The sequence below is a fragment of the Streptomyces sp. NPDC048696 genome (genome assembly GCF_043198895.1).
Lineage (GTDB): Bacteria > Actinomycetota > Actinomycetes > Streptomycetales > Streptomycetaceae > Streptomyces.
The window spans coordinates 81,907-100,994 of the sequence record NZ_JBICVJ010000005.1; the positions used below are offsets into that span (position 1 = coordinate 81,907).

Here is a 19,088-nt window from a genome sequence, read left to right on the forward strand (position 1 = left end):
GCTATTCCGATCGCTGGACGGTCCGGGCGCGGGGCGGCCGGACGGGTCCGGGTCTGCTGGGAGGTGCGCAGGGCCCCGCCACGCGGCGGGGCCCCCGCGTCACGGTCAGCCGCGCGGGTGGCGCAGCAGCCAGCCCTGCCAGGCGGAGGAGACCATCTCGCGGATGTCGTGGCGGGCCGCCCAGTCGAGTTCCTTGGTGATGAGCTCGGCGGAGGCGACGACGCGGGCCGGGTCGCCGGGGCGGCGCGGCGCGGTCTCGGGGGCGGGCTCGGTGATGCCCGTCACGTCGCGGATGATCTCGATCATCTCGGCGACCGAAACGCCTTCGCCGCGGCCGATGTTGAGGATGAGCGCGGCGCTGGGGTCCTCGGCGAGGCGGTGGGCGGCGGCGACGTGCGCGGAGGCGATGTCCTCGACGTGGATGTAGTCGCGTACGCAGGTGCCGTCGGGGGTCGGGTAGTCGCCGCCGAAGATCAGCGGCGCCTTGCCGTCGGTGAGCCGCTCGAAGACCATCGGGACGAGGTTGAAGATGCCGGGGTCGCCGAGTTCGGCGCTGGCGGCGCCGGCCACGTTGAAGTAGCGCAGCGAGGCGGTGGCCATGCCGTGGGCCTTGCCGACGGCGCTGACGAGCCATTCGCCCGCGAGCTTGGTCTCGCCGTACGGGCTCATCGGCAGGCACTCGGTCTGCTCGGTGACGAGGTCGACGTCGGGCATGCCGTAGACGGCGGCGGAGGAGGAGAACAGGAAGCGGCTCACGCCGGCGTCGGCGGCGGCCTCCAGGACCGTGCGCAGTCCTTCGACGTTCTCGCGGTAGTAGTGCAGCGGGCGCTCCACGGACTCGCCGACCTGCTTCTTGCCCGCGATGTGGATGACACCGTCCACCTCGTGCTCGCGCAGGACGCGGTCGAGCACGTCCCGGTCGAGGACGGAGCCGCGCTCCAGGCGGACGCCTTCGGGGAGCCGGGCCGGGTCGCCGGTGCTGAGGTCGTCGAGGACGACGACCTGGTCACCGCCGTCGACGAGGGCCTTCACCACGTGAGATCCGATGTAACCGGCACCGCCTGTGATCATCCAAGTCATACGGACAGTCTAGGAGGTGACCTCCGGCGCTCCGGTCGCGTGTGACTTTTCGTACGTACGCCACGGGTGCCGCCGTCCGCGCGCACGGGGAGGGCGGGCGCGCGGACGAGGCGTACGGGAATGGCCCGCACGCCCCTGTTCGCTCCTGGTCCGCCCCGGCTCGGCGGGGCGGACCGGTGTGTCGGTCAGACGGTGCCCGCGCGCGGCGGGACCCTGGTCACCGCGGGGGCGGTGTTGAGGCCGAGGGTGACGACGGCGACACCTTGGCCCGCTCCCTGGACGACGGCCGGGGCGCCGACCATCAGGCCCGTGGACACGTCGCCGTGGAGGCCGACTTGCTTGCCGCTGTCGAGGTACTCGGCCGCGCCGGTGCCGGAGCGGGCGCTGAGCATGACGCCGCCGGTGGCCAGGTCCTGGCCGTCGACGAGGGCGACCGGGCCGTAACCGGTGACCTTCTGGTCGGGCAGGTCGGTCCAGCGCCCGGCCTGTCCGCCGCGCAGCTGGGACACGTTGATCTGGTCGCTGGACGGCTTGGGGTAGGCGAGCAGCACGGTGCCGTCCTTGGCGGTGGCCGCGGCGGGCGAGTCGCCGGGGCGGGTGCGCAGGTTGCGCGCGGCGCGCACCAGGGCGCCGCCCGCGTCCTTCTGGGTCCAGTGCTCGACCCAGCCGAAGGCGGAGCCGAAGACGTGGACGCGGCCGTCGCCGTCGACGGTGGCGCTGACGCCTTCCTGGATCTGGCCGCCGCCGGGCAGCTTCTCCCACGGCGACCACTTGCCCTGCTTGTCGCGGACCCGGGTGCTGATGCCCTTGGCGGCGTTGCGCACGAAGACGTGGACGGTGCCGTCGGGGGCGGCCACCGCGGTCGGCGGGCCGGTGAGGCGGGTGCGCCGGGGGTCGGTCTCGGGGTTGCCGAGGCTGATCCAGCGGTCCTCGAAGGCGCCGCCGGGCGTCTTCTGCTGGAGGAGCACTATCTCGCGGGTGTCGTCCGGGTCGGTCAGGCCCATGCTGGTGAAGCGCAGGCCGAAGACGAGGTGGCGGCCGTCGGCCGCGGCCACCGCGCTGAGCGCGGGCGCCAGCGGGCCGCCGCCGAGGTCCTCGGCCGCGCCCCAGCCGCCGCTGTAGGGGCCGGACTCGCGCCAGCGCGCGGCGCGGGTGCCGAGCACGGCGTACGCGGTCATCCGGCCGTCCTTGTCGAGGACGACCTTGGGCCCGGCGGTCGGGTAGCGCCGGTGGGTGGAGCGGACCCAGCCCTTCTTGGACTTGAGGACGCCGTTGAGGCCGACCGAGTAGTCGCCGCAGCCCGAGGCGTTGCCGCACTGCCAGCTGGAGGCGCCGCCGTAGTCGTTGAGGTACTCGGTCTTCTGGTGGACGGTGTCGCCCGGCAGGTTGTAGGGCCAGCGCTGGTTGTAGTAGCCGCGGTAGGCCTCGGTGAGGAAGCCGGGGGTGCGCGAGCCCTGGGAGCTGCCCTGGCCCCACTGGGCGAGCGCGCGCCAGGTGAACAGGGCGGCGGCGGTGTGGTCGGGGTGGTCGGAGTAGCCGACCTGGTCGCTGCCGCGCGGGTGGAGCTTGTCGTGGACCTGGGCGTCGGGGTCCGGGTCCAGGGTGCGCACCAGGGTGGGCCGGTACTTGCGCATCAGGAACAGCAGCGTCTCGGTGAGGTCGTCGCGGCTGTAGGTGTACGTCTCCTGGACCGTCGACTCCGGGGTCGGCTGGGTGCGCAGGACCACGCCGGGGGTGTTCCACAGCTGGGTCATGCCGACCGAGCCGCGGGCGGTCTTCTCGTGCATCCGCACGCCGAGGAAGATCAGCTCGGCGCGACGGCCGTTGTGCTCCAGCACGTTGAGCTCGGCCGCGCGTCCGCCGGGCAGCTTGACGACGCTGCGGTCCCAGGGGGCGAACAGGGTCGCGCCGAGCATCCGGGCGTACGCCTGGCGCAGGCCCTGCTGGCGCGCGGAGACGTAGGCGGGCACGTCGGGGCGGGCCTTGGGCTCGCCGGGTGCCTGGTTGACGCCGTAGGAGCCGCCGCCGGTGACGTACACGGAGACGACCGGGACGCCCCGCTCGATCGTGTGGAGCGTGTCCGGGTTCATGAAGAACAGGTCGTCGTCCGGGTGCGCCAGGACCGCCATGGCGAGCGGCTTGCCCGGCGCGTCGAAGCTGCTGCGGCGGTCGACCGGCAGCAGCGACACCGGCTTCGGTGGTTGACTGGTGACCGCCGCGCCTCTCGCAGACGGGTGGGAGCTGTCGCAACCGGCGATCGCGCCGGCGGCCACTACCCCCGCCATCGAGGCCAGCACGGTACGCCGGGACGTCACTTGGCGTCCCATGTTCGACCAGCGTCCCATGTCCTTCTCCCACTCCCCGCTTCACGTTCATCTGCGATCAAGCAGACCGCCATCCGAGGAGAGGGAGGAAACTTCGTTTGGGTTCCACTCGATGAAGCAATCGTGATGCATCGATAGAATTACGAAGCAACTTGCCGATCTTACGCAATCTTGGCAGCATGCAACGCTGACCATTAGCCCAGACGAGAGCTAGGTTCACCGTGAGTGACTCACTGCTGCCCTATGCGGTGGGCGCCGCCAAGCGGGCGCGCCGCGCGGCAGTACGTATGCGCCGTCGTGTCGAGCAGATGCATACCGTACCGGCCATCGACGGCGTCAAGCCGCGGCCGCTGCTCCAGGCGGTGCACTTCTCGGTCTCCGGTGGACGCACCCTCAACTTCGCGGTGGCCTTCCCCCGCCGTGCCGAGGCCATCAGCGCCGCTCACCTGGAATTCTCCCGCGGTCGCCGGGTCGTGCACGTCGACCTTGAGCAGGAGCCGCAGAGTGACGGAACTCTCCTTCTGACGGCCACCGCGCCGCTGCGCCACGACGACCCGTCGGAGACCGCGGTGCGCGGTCCGATGCTCTCGACCGGCACCTGGCGCATGGAGGTCGTGGTCACCGGGAGTGACGGCCGCGAGCTGCGGACGAAGATCTCCGCGGTCCCGTCCGCCTCCGCCGAGTCGCTGGACGGCCCCACGCTGTCCACCTCGCCCTCGCCCACCAGCGGCGCGGTCTTCCGCCCGGTCCGCTCGGTCGACGGCCGCTCCATGCTGAGCGTGCGCGGGCCGCGCCACCACGCCGAGCTGACCTCGTTCGAACTGCACTGGGACCGGGTCGTGGTGCACGGCCGGCTCATCGCGGGCCGCGCCCCGGTCTCCGAGTACACGGCGGAGGCGGTGCTGCGGCGCAGCAACAAGTCGGTCTCGGCCCCCGTCCAGTGGGACGGCGACCGCTTCACCTTCGACGTACCGCTCGCCGAGATGGCCGTGGGACGCACCACCCGCACCTGGGACATGCATCTGAAGACCGGCGGAAACCGGCTGAAGATCACCCGGCGGCTGACCGATGTGCGTTACCCCAAGCAGGTCTACCGGACACCGTTCCGTATCGTCGCTCTCGACAACGGCTCGCTCGCGCGGGTGCACGCCTATGTCACCCCGGCCGGCGTGTTCGCCGTGTCCTGTACCGGATTCGGAACCGCCCCCCGTGGCGCAGAGGAAGTTGCATGAAGATCACGTTTCTGCTCACCTGGGGCGACGAGATGGGCGGCACCGAGATGGCCGCCTACACCCAGGCGATCCATCTCGCTCCCCGGCACGACGTCGAGGTGCTGAGCGTCTTCAAGACCCGCCCGGAGCCGTTCTTCGCGGCCGCCCAGCAGGTCAAGCGGCGCTACCTGGTGGACAGGACCGGATCGCACGGCTGCCCGGTGCGCACCAGCACCCTGGACGAGGCCACCTGCCGCACCCTTGAGTCGCTGCCCAGCGAGCTGATCAAGCCGTCCTGGGAGTCCACCTTCGACCGGCTCTCGGACATCGAGATGACGGCCGCCCTCGGCTCGCTCGACTCCGACGTCCTGGTCACCACCACCCCGGCGCTGATGGCGGCGGCCGCCGAGCTCGCCCCCGCCCGGGTGATCACCGTGCACCAGGAGCACCGCGCCTCCCAGCTGCGCGGCGTCTCCGGTGAGCCGCTGCTGGTCCACGGCCCGCGCATCGACGCGCTGGTGTCGCTGACCGAGCGCACCAACGACTGGTTCTCCGACTCGCTGGGCGACGCGGCCCCCGAGCTCGCCGCGATCCCCAACGCGGTGCCCGACGGCTACCGGCCGCGCGCCGACCTGGAGTCCAAGACGATCGTCCTGGCTGCCCGGATGACCCCGGAGAAGCAGCTGGACCACGCCATCCACGCCTTCCAGCGGATCGCGGCCGACTTCCCGGACTGGCAGCTGCGCATCTTCGGCGACGGCCCGCAGGAGGTGCGTCTGCGCCGCCTCGTCGAGGGCCTGGGCATGCACTCGCGCATCGAACTGGTCGGCCGCTCCTCGCAGATGGAGCAGGAGTGGGCCAAGGCCAGCGTCTGTCTGCTGCCCTCGCGCAACGAGGCGTTCCCGCTGGTGCTCCTGGAGATGTTCGCGGCCGGCGTGCCGGTCATCGCGTACGACATCGTCACCGGGCCCGCCGAGATCATCCGCCACGACGTGGACGGCCTGCTCGTGCCGCCCGGCGACATCGACTCGCTGTCCGTCGCGATGGCCCGTCTGATGGGCGAGGACGAGACGCGGCACGCGTTCGGCCAGGCCGCCCGCAAGGGTGTCTACGAGCGGTTCGGCGGCGAGGAGATCACCGCCCGCTGGGAGCAGCTGTTCGCCAAGCTGGTGGCCCGCCGCGACAGCCCCGAGCGCCTGGCGCAGCGCGCCGACCGCACGGCGCTGCGCATCGCCGCCGGCGGCACCCGCAGCTTCAGCGTCGCCGCCCCCGTCTCGCACCTGGCGAACTCGGCGGACGAGCAGAAGGCCCGCGAGGTGATGCTCCAGGCCCAGGACCGGACCCTGATCCGCTCCGCCGGCCGCCTCGCCGAGCAGCGCGACGACCTGTCGGGCCCGCGCATGGCGCAGATCAACCTGGAGATCACCGCCAAGGTCCTGGAGGACGCGGGGATCCCGTACATCCTGCTGCGCCACGACGCCGGTGTCGCACACCGCGTCGCCGTGGCCGTCGAGCAGCGCCGCCGGGTGATGGAGGCGATGGCCACCGCCCTGCACGGCAAGCCCGTCTACGCCGAGCTGGTCACCCCGCGCGGCTCCGCGCCCGGCGCGGTGCTCGCCGAGCGGCTGCGCGAGGTCGGCGAGGTCGCCGGGCTGCGCGTCTTCAAGCCGGTCACCTCCGAGAGCCGCACGCTTCGGTACGGGCCCGCCTACGGCTGCAGCCTGGAGTTCTGGGCCGAGTCGGAGGAGGACGGCTGGCGCGAGACCCCGCGGCTGACCACCCTGCTCGGGCGCCGGCTGCCGAACCTGGAGGCCACCGCCAAGCTGCGGGTCGGCGAGCGGGACTACCCGACGCTGGCGCAGTTCACCAAGCAGCTGATGTGGGACGTGGACTACCCGGTCGACGTCGTCTACACCTGGGTCGACGACACCGACCCGGCGTGGCAGCAGCGCCGTGACACGGTGCGCCGCGCCCGGAACATGCCGACCAACGACGCCGACAGCGGCGACGTCCGCTTCCGCAACCGCGACGAACTGCGCTACTCGCTGCGCTCGCTGCAGATGTTCGCGCCCTGGGTGCGCACCATCTACCTGGTGACCGACGACCAGACCCCGGACTGGCTGGACACCACGCAGCCCGGCATCAAGGTGGTCAGCCACCGCGAGATCTTCAAGGACTCGGCCTGGCTGCCGACGTTCAACTCGCACGCCATCGAGAGCCAGCTGCACCACATCGACGGCCTGGCCGAGCACTTCCTGTACCTCAACGACGATGTGTTCATCGGCCGTCCGCTCAACCCGTCGTCGTTCTTCCTGAGCAACGGCGTGGCGAAGTTCTTCCGCTCGCCGACGGCCGTGCCGCCGACCGAGCCGTCCCCGGACGACGAGGGCTACTTCGCGGCCGCGAAGAACAACCGGGCCCTGCTTGAGCAGGCGTTCGGGCGCACCGCCACCACCAGCTTCCTGCACGCGCCGCACCCGCTGCGCCGCAGTGTGCTGAGCGAGATCGAGGACAAGTTCCCGGACGAGGTGGGCCGTACCGCCGCCAACCCGTTCCGCGCCAACTCCGACCTGTCGATCACGTCGTCGCTGCACCACCACTACGGCTACCTAATCGGCAGCTCGGTGCCGTCGGCGATCTCCTGCAGCTACATCAACGTGGGCAACTACGAGCACCACACGGTGCTGACCCGGCTGCTGGCCGAGCGCGGCCACGACGTGTTCTGCATCGGCGAGTCGGCCGACGCGGAGGTGTCGGTGGAGGAGCAGGACCGCGTACTGCGGGCGTTCCTGAGCGCGTACTTCCCGGTGAAGTCGCGGTTCGAGCGGGACTGACCCGTACGGGACGGCGAAAGGGCCCTGCCCGCGACCGAGGAGGTCGCGGGCAGGGCCCTTTTCTTTGCGTCCGCTACCGCTTCTACTGCTTCTCGAACGGGCTCGGGACCGGGAAGTACGCGTCCAGGAACGGCGTGATCAGGTCCTTCTGCTCATGCACGTCCGACTCCGTGGAGACCGTGTCGTTGACGCAGAACACCGTCTTGTCCCGGTTGGCGAGCAGCCGGCCGAGCCGCGTCTCGGTCCACGGGTGCGTCAAGTCGAGGTAGGTGTACGGGAGTTCGGAGGGAACGGCGCGCTGCGTGTGGTACGCGTAGTAGTGGTGCAGCGACGAGGAGATGGAGATGTCGTCCTCGGAGCGGAACCGGCTCGCCTCGGTGTAGCGGTACTCCGGCTCGAACTCCGTCTCGATCTCGGTGAGCAGGCTGCGGCGCAGCGGGTGCGGCATGTGCTTCATCTTCTGCACCACGACCGCCCCGTACCGCTCCTCGATCAGGCGGCGGTTGTTCTTGCCGGCGGCGGCGACCGGCGGGTCCTGGGGGCTGCGCGCGCCGAGCGGGACGAGCGCGGGCGACGGGAAGAACTTGGTGAGGCCGCTGGAGAGGAAGAAGTCCTGCGGCGTGACCTCGTTGCCGAGCATCACGTCGTCGTTGAAGTACAGGAAGTGCTCGGCGAGGCCCTCGATGTGGTGCAGCTGGCTCTCGATGGCGTGCGAGTTGAAGGTGGGCAGCAGGCCCGGGTCGCGGAAGATCTCCTTGTGGCTGACGACCTTGATGCCGGGCCGCGTGGTGTCCAGCCAGTCCGGGGTCTGGTCGTCGGTCACCAGGTACACATTGCGCACCCAGGGCGCGTACATGTGCAGCGAGCGCAGCGAGTAGCGCAGCTCGTCGCGGCTGAGGTAGCGCGCGGCGTTGGCGGACTCGGCGTGGTAGGTCTCGCCCGCGAACTGGGCGCGGCGGCGCAGCCAGGCGGGGTCGGCGCCGTTCACCCAGGTGTAGACGACGTCGATCGGGAAGGTGATCTCGTCGGTGGGGTGGATGGCGAACTCGGCGCGGGTGCGCACCAGGGCCGCGTCCGGGGCCTCGCGCGGGGCGAGGTGGGTGAAGTACGCCTCGGAGACGACGGCGGCGGGCCCCTCGGCGTGCAGCGACTCGGCGAGCTTGCCGACGCGCGGCGGCACCAGCTCGCCGTCCTCCTCGTGCCAGAACTCGACGTCGCAGCCGTAGTGGTTGCCGAGGACGAGGCGGTGGGTGGGGTCGGTGCGGTACCAGGTGACGCGGACGGTCCCGGCGGTCTTGAACCGCTTCCAGGTGGCGTCCTCGTAGCCCGGCAGGGAGGTCTCGGGGACCGGGTTGTTGCCCTTGACGTGGGTGACGTAGCCGGGCTGGTCGCCGCAGAGCGCTTCGAGCACCTTCAGTACGGCGGTGCGGTCGTCCTCGCGGACGGCGACGGCGGCGGCGGTCTCGGAGCGGCCGCGTACGCAGAAGTGGTCGAGACCCGCGGCGTGCAGGGCGCGCAGCACGGTGTCGAGGTTGGCGCGGCGCGCCTGGAGCGGGGTGACCCCGGGGGTGACGAGGGCGACCTTGGGGTCCTTGCCGACGTGCACGACGGCGCGGTCGGGGCCGGAGGCGAGGGTCTGGTAGCGCTTGGTGACCCGGGCGGCCCGCATCTTCTCGGCGACGGCCGCGCCGCCCGCGATGCGCATCTTCACTCGGCGCCGCATGTCCGCGTCGACCTGCGAGACGATCGCCTTGCGGACGCTCTCGGGCACGGCGCGCCGGTAGACCCCCAGCAGTCGAGGTGCCTCGGGATTACGCACGGGGGGCTGCTCCTTGACGTTCGTTGGACATCGTACGTTTGCTGAACGTGTCCAGTATGCCGCCGGGGCCTTGGGGCCCGGACGCCGGGTTTTGCCCCGCCCCGCCCCTTCCCGAAAGCCCTTGGCGGGCGGCCGGGTGCGTCGGCTGCGGGCCGGTGGGGGCTGCTCGCGCAGTTCCCCGCGCCCCCGGGAGGGCCCGAAGGGCCCATTCAAGGGGCGCGGGGAACTGCGCGAGCAACCCACCACGGCCCGCAGACGAAGGCTCAGCTCGTTAGAACGGCTTGAACTCGTCGTACTCCTGCTGCGCCTCGTCCCGCTCCGCGTCGCGGTCCCGGCGGCGCTGCGCGGCGGGACGCGGGGCCTCCAGGCGGTGGTCCTCGCCACGGCGGCCGAGCATCTCCGCGCCCGCCATCATCGACGGCTCCCAGTCGAAGACGACCGCGTTCTCCTCGGACCCGATGGCGACGCCGTCGCCCGCGCGGGCACCGGCCTTCATCAGCTTGTCCTCGACGCCCAGGCGGTTGAGGCGGTCGGCGAGGTAGCCGACGGCCTCGTCGTTGTTGAAGTCGGTCTGGCGCACCCAGCGCTCCGGCTTCTCGCCGCGCACCCGGTAGACCTCGGCCGCCTCGTCGTAGGTGACCGTGAAGCCCGCGTCGTCGACCGCCTTGGGGCGGATCACGATGCGGGTGGCCTCCTGGACGGGCTTGGCGGCGCGCGCCTGCGCGACGATCTCGGCGAGCGCGAAGGACAGCTCCTTCAGGCCCGTGCGGGCGACCGCGGAGACCTCGAAGACCTTGTAGCCGCGCTCCTCCAGCTCCCCGCGGATCATCTCCGCGAGGTCCTGGCCGTCCGGGATGTCGATCTTGTTGAGGACGACGATGCGGGGCCGGTCGTCCAGGCCGCCGTACTGCGCGAGCTCCGCCTCGATGACGTCCAGGTCGGAGACCGGGTCGCGGTCGGACTCCAGCGTCGCGGTGTCGAGCACGTGCACCAGCACCGAGCAGCGCTCGACGTGGCGCAGGAACTCAAGGCCGAGGCCCTTGCCCTGGCTGGCGCCGGGGATGAGGCCCGGCACGTCCGCGATGGTGTAGACGGTGGAGCCCGCGGTCACCACGCCGAGGTTCGGGACCAGCGTGGTGAACGGGTAGTCCGCGATCTTCGGCTTGGCGGCGGACAGTACGGAGATGAGGGAGGACTTGCCCGCGCTCGGGTAGCCGACCAGCGCCACGTCGGCGACGGTCTTGAGCTCCATGACCACGTCACGGGCCTCGCCCGGCTCGCCGAGCAGCGCGAAGCCGGGGGCCTTGCGCCGGGCGGAGGCGAGCGCCGCGTTGCCCAGGCCCCCGCGGCCGCCCTGGCCCGCGATGAACGTGGTGCCGTGGCCGACCAGGTCGGCGAGCACGTTGCCGTCCTTGTCCATGACGACGGTGCCGTCCGGGACCGGCAGGACCAGGTCCTGGCCGTCCTTGCCGGACCGGTTGCCGCCCTCGCCGGGCGCACCGTTGGTGGCCTTGCGGTGCGGGCTGTGGTGGTAGTCGAGGAGCGTGGTCACCGACTGGTCGACGACCAGGATGACATCGCCGCCACGGCCGCCGTTGCCGCCGTCGGGGCCGCCGAGCGGCTTGAACTTCTCCCGGTGCACGGAGGCGCAGCCGTGGCCTCCGTTACCCGCGGCGACATGCAGCTCGACGCGGTCCACGAAGGTGGTCATGGGCTTGCCTCCAGTACGTACGGAATGTCTGTGTAATGCCGTGTTTCATTAGAAACACGCGAAAGGCGGACCCGCTTCCCGTACGGGGTCCGTACGGGAAGTGAGGTCCGCCTCACGAGAGAACCGGTCAGGCGACCGGAACGATGTTCACGACCTTGCGGCCACGGTGGGTGCCGAACTGCACCGCACCGGCCTGCAGGGCGAACAGCGTGTCGTCGCCACCGCGGCCGACACCGGCGCCCGGGTGGAAGTGGGTGCCACGCTGGCGGACCAGGATCTCACCGGCGTTGACGGTCTGACCGCCGAAGCGCTTCACACCGAGCCGCTGAGCGTTGGAGTCGCGACCGTTCCGGGTGGACGATGCGCCCTTCTTGTGTGCCATGTCTCCTCAGTCCCTTACTTCGCAGCCGCGGGGATGCCGGTGACCTTGATCGCCGTGTACTGCTGGCGGTGGCCCTGGCGACGGCGGTAACCGGTCTTGTTCTTGTACCGAAGGATGTCGATCTTGGCACCCTTGTGGTGGTCCACGACCTCGGCCGTGACCTTGATGCCGGCCAGCACCCACGGGTCGCTGGTGACAGCGTCGCCGTCGACAACGAGCAGGGTCGAGAGCTCGACCGTGTCGCCAACCTTGGCAGTGGAAATCTTGTCAACCTCAACGATGTCGCCGACAGCAACCTTGTGCTGGCGACCACCGCTGCGCACGATGGCGTACACGCGGATCTCTCTCTCGCTCGGAACGGAAACCCCTGAAGCCAGCCGCTCACACGGGCCGGGGCCCGAGATGATCCGGAGTGGACGAGCGGCCTCTCCCCGTACCTGGGAAAACAGGTCCCGGGAGGAAGGTGCTCAGAGGCGGGCGCGCATGGAAACACGCCGAGGGTCAAGGTTACGGGGGTGGCGGCGAGGGGTCAAACCGGGTCGGGCGGGTGGGGAGGACAGGGCCGGCGCGGGGAGCGGGGCAGGGGCAGGAGAGGGGTCGTGCGCCGGACCCGTGGTAACCGGCTCGGCCGTTCCTGATTCAATGGACGCTCGTGTCCTTGCGTTCGCTGCTCTCCATGCCCCGCATGCTCCGCCACGGCTCGTCCGTGGGCGCGGATCTGCCGCCCGACGAGGCCGTCACGCTGGACGCCCCGGACGGCCCGATGCGCGACGCGCTGGCCGCCGTGCACGCCGGGGACCGCGGCCCCGCCGCCGCCCTGCTCGCCGCGACCCGCCTGGACGCCCAGTGGGAGCGCCGCAGCACCTATGTGACCCAGCTCGCCGCGGCCGCCCTGCACAGCCCGCACTGGCTGGACGCCTGGCTCGCCGAGTCGCCCGAGGACCCCGACGCGGTGCTGGTCAAGGCGGAGCTCTGCGTCCACCAGGCGTGGGAGGTGCGCAGCGCGGCGCGCGCCCGGGACGTGGGGCCCGAGCGGTTCCAGGCGTTCTTCGCGCTGCTCGGCGACGCCGTCCCGGTGGCGTCCGCGGCCGCCCGGCTCAACCCGACCGACCCGGTGCCGTGGCAGATCGCGCTCACCCACGCCCGGGGCAGCCAGGCCGCCCGCGAGGTGTTCGACGCGTACTGGGCGGAGGCCACCGCCCGCTCCCCGCACCACTACGGCTGCCACGCGGCGGCCCTGCAGTACCTCTCGGAGAAGTGGTACGGCTCGCACGCCGAGATGTTCGCGTTCGCCGAGCGGGCCGCCGAGAGCGCGCTGCCCGGCTCCAAGCTGCACGCGCTGCCGCTGCTCGCGGCCGTCGAGTACGTGGTGGCCTCGGACGACCCGGCCCGCCAGAGCCCGATCGAGCGCCCTCGCATCGACGCGGCGGTGGAACGGGCCCTGGAGCTCTCCAACTGGTACGAGCCGGGCGACCCGGAGGCCGCGGACTTCCGCAACCACCTCGTCCTGATGCTGATCCTGCACGAGCGCTGGGCCGAGGCTCTCGATGTGTTCCGCGCGATCGGGGTGCGGGCACGGACGTATCCCTGGGCGTATCTGGGCGAGCCGCGCACCGAGTTCATCGAGCTGCGCTCGGGCGTACGGATGCAGCTCGCCTCGCGTACGCCGTTCTTCTCCCGGCCCCGGCGGCCCGCCGCCCGGCCCGGCGCCGAGCGGCCCGTGAGCTCCGCGCTGCGCTCGCTGGCGATAGCCGCGGCCCCGCCGCACCAGGTCGCCGAGGCCGCGCTGATGTGCGGCGTCTCGCTGCGGATCGCGCCCGCGCGGACCGGGATGAGTTACGTGGAGCTCGCCTGGGACCCCTCGCCCGGGCGACGGGCGGCGCTGGCGGGGGACGACCGGCTCACCGCCGCCGCCGACAGCTTCACCACGGGCGAGAAGTGGCCCGCCCTCGTCCTGCGCCGCACCGAGTCGCGGTACGGCCTCACGCTGCTGCAGAAGGGCAAGGAGACCGCCGCGCACCAGTGGGACCCGGCGGCCCCGGTCACCGACCACACGGCGGCCGCGGCCACCGCGCAGGCCCTCGCGGCGGCGTTCTCGGTCCCGGACGCGCGGCCCCTGATGACCCTGCTGCGGGGCGCGGACTCCCCCGCCCGCCGCCAGGCCGACGTCCTGGCCGCGCTCGGCCTGCCGCCGCTGCCGCCCGGCTTCGGCGAGCGCGACGAGGTGCTTCGCACCGCCCCGGGCGCCCAACTCCTGGCCCGCCGGGGCGTGTTGCGCGGCCTGCGCGACTCCCTGTCCACGGACCTGGGCACCCCGGCGATCCCCATCCCGCGCACCCGCCGCTGGTGGCGTCTGCGCTGTGCGGCCCTGGCGGTCCTGGTCCCGGCGTCGGCGTACGCCTGGACGACCCCGGACCCGTACCGGGCCACGATCCCGACGCTGGCGTCCCTGTATCTGACGAGCCAGCTACGGACGGCCTGGCGCGGGCGGCGCGCGTAACGTCCGCCGAACGCCGAAGGCCCGGCCCCGGGAATCCGGGACCGGGCCTTCGGCGTACTACCTGAGTGCTGCTCAGCTGTCGGCCGAGGACTCCGCAGCGGCGGACTTCTTGGCCGCCGCCTTCTTCGCGGTCGTCTTCTTCGCCACGGTCTTCTTGGCCGCCGTCTTCTTGGCGGCCGCCTTCTTCGCGGGGGCCTTCTTCGCCGCCTTGCGGGCCGTCTTCTTGACCGGGGCCGCCTCCTCGGCAGGCTCCGGCTCCGAGACGACGGCCGGCTCGGCCGCCGGGGCGGACTCGACCACGAGCACCGCCGCCTCCTGCGCGCCCGAGGGCGAACCGGCGGGCGCGGTGGCCTTGCGGGTCACCCGGCGACGGGCCCGCGGCGCGGCGGCGACGGGCGCCTCCTCGACAGCGGACTCGGCCACCGGCTCGACGACCGGCTCGGCCACGACGACCTCGGCCACCGGCTCGGCCACCACGGGCTCGGGCTCGGCCACCACGACCGGCTCGGCCGCGACCGGCGAGCCCGCCGGGGCGGTCGCCTTGCGGGTGGCCCGGCGACGGGTGCGCCCACGCGGCGCCTCGTCCTCGATGAACGACGCGACGGTGACCGCCTTGGGCTGCGGCTCCGGCTCGGCCTCGGCCACCGGCTCCACGACCGGCTCGGCCTCGACGGCCGGCTCGGCGGCCCGGCGCGGCGCACCGGCCGGGGCCGACGCCTTGCGGGTCGCCCGGCGGCGGGTGGGGGCACCTCCCTGGCCCTTAAGGCCTCGGGGGAGGCCGCCACGGGCCGCCGCCTCCGCCTCGGCCGCGCTGTTGTACAGCTCCTCGTCCGGGACGAACGCGGGCTCGGCGAGCGCGACCGGAGCCGCGACCTCGGCCGCCACCTCCGCCTCGGTCTCGACGACCTCGCCGTCCACCTCGGTGTCGACGACCTCGTGCTCGTGCGTCTCGTGGGCGTGCTCGTGCTCACCGGCGCCGCCACGGCCGCGCTTCTTCGAGCGCTTGCCGTTGCCGCCGCCACCGACCGAGGTCGGCTGCTCCATGTGCACGATCACACCGCGCCCGTTGCAGTGGACGCAGGTCTCGGAGAACGACTCCAACAGACCCTGGCCGACCCGCTTGCGGGTCATCTGGACCAGACCCAGCGAGGTCACCTCGGCGACCTGGTGCTTCGTACGGTCACGGCCCAGGCATTCGAGCAGGCGCCGCAGCACCAGGTCCCGGTTGGACTCCAGGACCATGTCGATGAAGTCGATGACGACGATGCCACCGAGGTCGCGCAGCCGCAGCTGACGCACGATCTCCTCGGCCGCCTCCAGGTTGTTCCTGGTGACGGTCTCCTCCAGGTTGCCGCCCTGGCCGGTGAACTTGCCGGTGTTGACGTCGACGACGATCATCGCCTCGGTCTTGTCGATCACCAGCGAACCGCCGCTGGGCAGCCAGACCTTGCGGTCCAGCGCCTTCATCAGCTGCTCGTCGATCCGGTAGGTCGCGAAGACGTCGACCTCGGAGGTCCACTTCGACAGCCGGTCCGTGAGGTCCGGGGCGACGTGCGAGACGTATCCGTGGATGGTCTCCCACGCCTCGTCACCGCTGACGATGACCTTGGAGAAGTCCTCGTTGAAGATGTCGCGCACGACGCGGACGGTCATGTCCGGCTCGCCGTACAGCAGGCTCGGCGCGGAGGTCGAGATCTGCTTGGACTTCTTCTGGATGTCCTGCCACTGCGCCTGGAGGCGCTCGACGTCGCGGCGCAGCTCGTCCTCGCTCGCGCCCTCGGCGGCGGTGCGCACGATGACGCCCGCGTCCTCGGGGACGATCTTCTTGAGGATGGTCTTCAGACGCGCGCGCTCGGTGTCCGGGAGCTTGCGGCTGATGCCGGTCATCGAGCCCTCGGGCACGTACACCAGGTAGCGGCCGGGCAGCGAGACCTGGCTGGTCAGGCGGGCGCCCTTGTGACCGATCGGGTCCTTGGTGACCTGCACCAGGACCGACTGGCCGGACTTGAGCGCGGCCTCGATGCGGCGCGGCCCGTTGGCCATGCCCAGCGCCTCGAAGTTGACCTCACCGGCGTACAGGACGGCGTTGCGGCCCTTGCCGATGTCGACGAAGGCGGCCTCCATCGACGGCAGCACGTTCTGGACCTTGCCCAGGTAGACGTTGCCGACGTACGAGGTGGCCTGCTCCTTGTTGACGTAGTGCTCGACGAGCACGTTGTCTTCCAGGACGCCGATCTGGGTGCGCTCGCCGCTCTGGCGGACGACCATCACGCGCTCGACGGCCTCGCGGCGCGCCAGGAACTCCGCCTCGGTGATGATCGGCACCCGGCGGCGGCCCTGCTCGCGCCCCTCGCGGCGGCGCTGCTTCTTGGCCTCCAGACGGGTCGAGCCCTTGATGGACTGCACCTCGTCGGACGGCTCGGCCTTCTCGCGGGCCGGGCGCGGCTCACGGACCTTGACGACCGTACGCTCCGGGTCGTCCGAACCCGTACCGGCCTCGTGGTCACCACCGTCACCGCTGCGGCGACGGCGCCGACGACGGCGACGGCTGCTGCTGGTACCGGCGGCCGACGGGGTGCCGTCGGCCTCCTCGTCCTCGTCGTCATACTGCTCGCCTGCGGCCTGCTCGGCCTCGGCGGACTCCTCGGACTCCGCCTCCTCCGCGCCCTCTTCGCCCTCGGCGCCGGCGGACTCGCCCCGGCGACGGCGGCGGCCACCACGGCGGCGGCGGCGCGAGGGACGGTCGTCCTCGTGCTCCTCGGCGGCCTCCTCGGCCTCCTCCTCCGCTTCCTCCTCGACGGCCTCGGCCACGGGGGCCTGCGGCTCGGGCGCGGCCTCGGCGGGCTCACCGCGACGGCGGCGGCGACGGCGCGAGGGGCCCTGCGGCTCGGCCTGCTCGACCTCGACGACGACGGCCTCTTCCTCCTCGGCCTCCGTCTCGTCCTCGACCTCGACGGCGGCCCGCGCGGCGGCGGCCGCGGCGGTCTCCGGGGTCTGGAACATCGGCTCGTGGAAGACCGGCGCCTGGAAGACGGCGACGGCGGGGCGGGTGGCGCGGCGGCGCGACCGGCCGACCGGCTCGGCGACCGGGGCCTCGGCCTCGGCCTCGGCGGCCTGCGGCTCCTTCGCCGGGGCGGCCTCGGCGGCGGCCGGCGTGAACTGCGGCGCGGTGGCCTTGCGGGTGGCACGGCGACGGGTGCGCCCACGCGGCGCCTCGTCCTCGACAGCCTCTGCTGCGGGAGCCTCGACGACGGCCTCGACCACGACCGGCGCGGCCTCGACGATCTCCTCGGCGGCCTTCGGCGCACCGGCGGGCGCGGTGGCCTTACGGGTCGCACGGCGGCGGGTACGAGCGGGCGCGGCGGGCTCCTCGGCGGCGGCCACGACAGCGGCCTCCTCGGCAGGCGACGCGACCGGGTCCTCGGCGGCGACGGCGGGCGGCGCGCCGACGGCGGCCGGGGCCTCCTCGGCGGCGGGGGCACCGGCGGGCGCGGTGGCCTTACGGGTGGCACGACGGCGGGTACGCGCCGGGGCGGCCTCGACGACCGGCTCCTCCTCGGCCTCGGCCTCGGCGACGACCGGGGCGGCCTCGACGACCTCCACGGCCTCCTCGGCGGCCTTGGGCGCACCGGCGGGCGCGGTGGCCTTACGGGTGGCACGACGGCGGGTACGGGCCGGAGCGGCCTCAACGACCGGCTCCTCCTCGGCCTCGGCAACGACCGGGGCGGCCTCGACGACCTCGGGGGCCTGCTCGGGCGCACCGGCGGGCGCGGTCACCTTGCGGGTGGCGCGGCGACGGGTACGGGCGGGTGCGGCCTCCGGCTCGGCAGCGGCCGCGGCGGGGGCCTCGGCGATCTCCTCGGCGGCGGCCGGGGTCTCCTCGACCACGGGGGCGCCCGCCGGAGCGGTGGCCTTGCGGGTGGCACGGCGGCGGGTGCGCGCCGGGGCGGCCTCCGGCTCGGCGGCGGCCGCGGGGGTCTCGGCGACAGGGGCCGATTCCGTCGTCGCCTCGGGGGCGTCGCCGGTGGCGGCACCCGGCGGACCGGCGGGCCGCGACGCCGCGCGGCGCCTGCGGCGCGGCGGCAGCGTGTCGCTGGGGCTGTTGTCGTCCCCGGTCACGCCGGGTTCGTTCTTCTCGTTCTCAAGCATGCGGGCGTAGCTCCCGTCACGCTCCCGGGCGCCGCGCCTTGGTCCGGTCCGGCGGCACGACCGCGTGATGTGCGCGGGTGCCGTCGTCCGGGGCGCGGGCGCCGCACGGGAGCTGTATGTCCGGCTCGCCGGTTCCGTCCGCGATGTACGTACGGCCTGGCGAAAGTCTCCTGGTCAGTGCGCGGCCCGACCCAGGTGGCTCCCGAGTACCAGGGCTGCGCTACAACGACTGCCCCTACGCGGCTGGACCTTCCGGCGCCGTCGCAGAAGCCGTCCCGGCGGCCTTGGGTGGAGCGGCCGGGGCTGCCTCGCGGTCGGGCGCGAGCGGGTCGGTCACCGTGCCGGACTCCTCGTCGAAGAGCCCCTGCGCCAGCCTGGTCACCGCTGCGGGGACCGGCGGCGCCAGGTCGGCCACAGCTCGGAGACCGGACAGGACGTCGTCGGGTCGCACGGCAGGTGTCAGGTGCCGTACCACCAGGCGCAGTATCGCACAGGGCTTGTCCACCGGCCTATCGGCCTGTGGAAGCGCCTGGAGCTCGACGACCGCGCCGCGCGTGTCGAACGTGCGCATTCCGTTCTTCGTCCGGCGCTGGACCTCGACGGTCTCGGCGGCCAGGAACGCCTCGACGGCCTTGTGGGCGTCGTCGACGGGCACGCCTTCGAGCCGCAGCTCCCAGACGGAGGCGGTCAGCCGGTCGGCGAGACCGGAGGTGCGCGCCTCGACCGCGTCGGTGATGTCGAGCCCGGCGGGCAGCGACTCGTCGAGCAGCTCGCGCAGCGTCTCCGGGTCGCGGTGCTCGGTGAGCGCGATCTCCAGGTACTCGGCCTCGGAGCCGGTGCCGGTGGGGGCGGCGTTCGCGTACGAGACCTTGGGGTGCGGGGTGAAGCCCGCCGAGTACGCCATGGGCACCTCGGCGCGGCGCAGCGCGCGCTCGAAGGCGCGCTGGAAGTCGCGGTGGCTGGTGAACCGGAGGCGGCCGCGCTTGGTGTAGCGCAGTCGGATGCGCTGCACCGCAGGTGCGGGCGGCGGGCCTTCGGGCTGTCGCTTGCCCAGTGGTTCTTCTCCTCGTGCGGGGCG

11 protein-coding genes are annotated in these 19,088 nt (G+C 72.7%); 3 read left to right on the forward strand and 8 right to left on the reverse strand.

Going from position 1 to position 19,088, the window contains the following annotated elements:
- Window positions 1–105 precede the first annotated feature (105 nt).
- Both galE and ACGFRG_RS12055 read right to left on the reverse strand, forming a co-directional pair.
- Window positions 106–1,080 carry a UDP-glucose 4-epimerase GalE gene (gene galE, locus ACGFRG_RS12050; protein ID WP_361430030.1) on the reverse strand — a complete coding sequence of 325 codons (975 nt, stop codon included), beginning with the start codon at window positions 1,078–1,080 and terminating at the stop codon, window positions 106–108.
- Between the two features lie 185 nt (window positions 1,081–1,265).
- A complete protein-coding gene (locus ACGFRG_RS12055; RefSeq protein WP_361430029.1) occupies window positions 1,266–3,407 on the reverse strand; it encodes a PIG-L family deacetylase in 2,142 nt (713 codons plus the stop codon).
- Window positions 3,408–3,625: 218 nt separating this feature from the next.
- On the opposite strand from ACGFRG_RS12055, the gene ACGFRG_RS12060 reads away from it, so the two are divergent.
- On the forward strand, window positions 3,626–4,636 hold the full coding sequence (locus tag ACGFRG_RS12060; protein WP_361430027.1) for a hypothetical protein: 1,011 nt from the start codon (window positions 3,626–3,628) through the stop codon (window positions 4,634–4,636).
- Window positions 4,633–7,449 carry a stealth conserved region 3 domain-containing protein gene (locus ACGFRG_RS12065; RefSeq protein WP_361430026.1) on the forward strand — a complete coding sequence of 939 codons (2,817 nt, stop codon included), beginning with the start codon at window positions 4,633–4,635 and terminating at the stop codon, window positions 7,447–7,449. The genes ACGFRG_RS12060 and ACGFRG_RS12065 overlap by 4 nt, the downstream gene beginning before the upstream one ends.
- Window positions 7,450–7,531: 82 nt before the next feature.
- On the opposite strand, the gene ACGFRG_RS12070 is transcribed toward ACGFRG_RS12065, so the two are convergent.
- From ACGFRG_RS12070 to rplU, 4 genes are all read right to left on the reverse strand, one after another.
- Window positions 7,532–9,268, reverse strand: a complete 1,737-nt coding sequence (locus tag ACGFRG_RS12070) for a stealth family protein (protein ID WP_361430025.1) — start codon at window positions 9,266–9,268, stop codon at window positions 7,532–7,534.
- A gap of 271 nt (window positions 9,269–9,539) precedes the next feature.
- The gene (obgE, locus tag ACGFRG_RS12075) at window positions 9,540–10,979 is read right to left on the reverse strand and encodes a GTPase ObgE (RefSeq protein ID WP_361430023.1); all 1,440 of its coding nucleotides are present in this window, start codon (window positions 10,977–10,979) and stop codon (window positions 9,540–9,542) included.
- A 127-nt stretch (window positions 10,980–11,106) separates the two neighbouring features.
- Complete coding sequence (gene rpmA, locus ACGFRG_RS12080) at window positions 11,107–11,361, reverse strand: 50S ribosomal protein L27 (protein WP_049715810.1); 255 nt, start codon at window positions 11,359–11,361, stop codon at window positions 11,107–11,109.
- Between the two features lie 14 nt (window positions 11,362–11,375).
- Window positions 11,376–11,696, reverse strand: coding sequence for a 50S ribosomal protein L21 (rplU, locus tag ACGFRG_RS12085; RefSeq protein ID WP_015033583.1), 321 nt, complete (start codon window positions 11,694–11,696; stop codon window positions 11,376–11,378).
- A gap of 341 nt (window positions 11,697–12,037) precedes the next feature.
- On the opposite strand from rplU, the gene ACGFRG_RS12090 reads away from it, so the two are divergent.
- Window positions 12,038–13,861, forward strand: a complete 1,824-nt coding sequence (locus tag ACGFRG_RS12090; RefSeq protein ID WP_361430022.1) for a hypothetical protein — start codon at window positions 12,038–12,040, stop codon at window positions 13,859–13,861.
- Between the two features lie 72 nt (window positions 13,862–13,933).
- Here ACGFRG_RS12090 and ACGFRG_RS12095 read toward each other — a convergent pair whose 3' ends face one another.
- Window positions 13,934–18,010: a ribonuclease E/G gene (locus ACGFRG_RS12095; RefSeq protein ID WP_393263373.1), complete on the reverse strand. Its 4,077-nt coding sequence runs from the start codon at window positions 18,008–18,010 to the stop codon at window positions 13,934–13,936.
- A 235-nt stretch (window positions 18,011–18,245) separates the two neighbouring features.
- Window positions 18,246–19,022 carry a TIGR03936 family radical SAM-associated protein gene (locus ACGFRG_RS12100; protein ID WP_361430018.1) on the reverse strand — a complete coding sequence of 259 codons (777 nt, stop codon included), beginning with the start codon at window positions 19,020–19,022 and terminating at the stop codon, window positions 18,246–18,248.
- Window positions 19,023–19,088 lie beyond the last annotated feature (66 nt).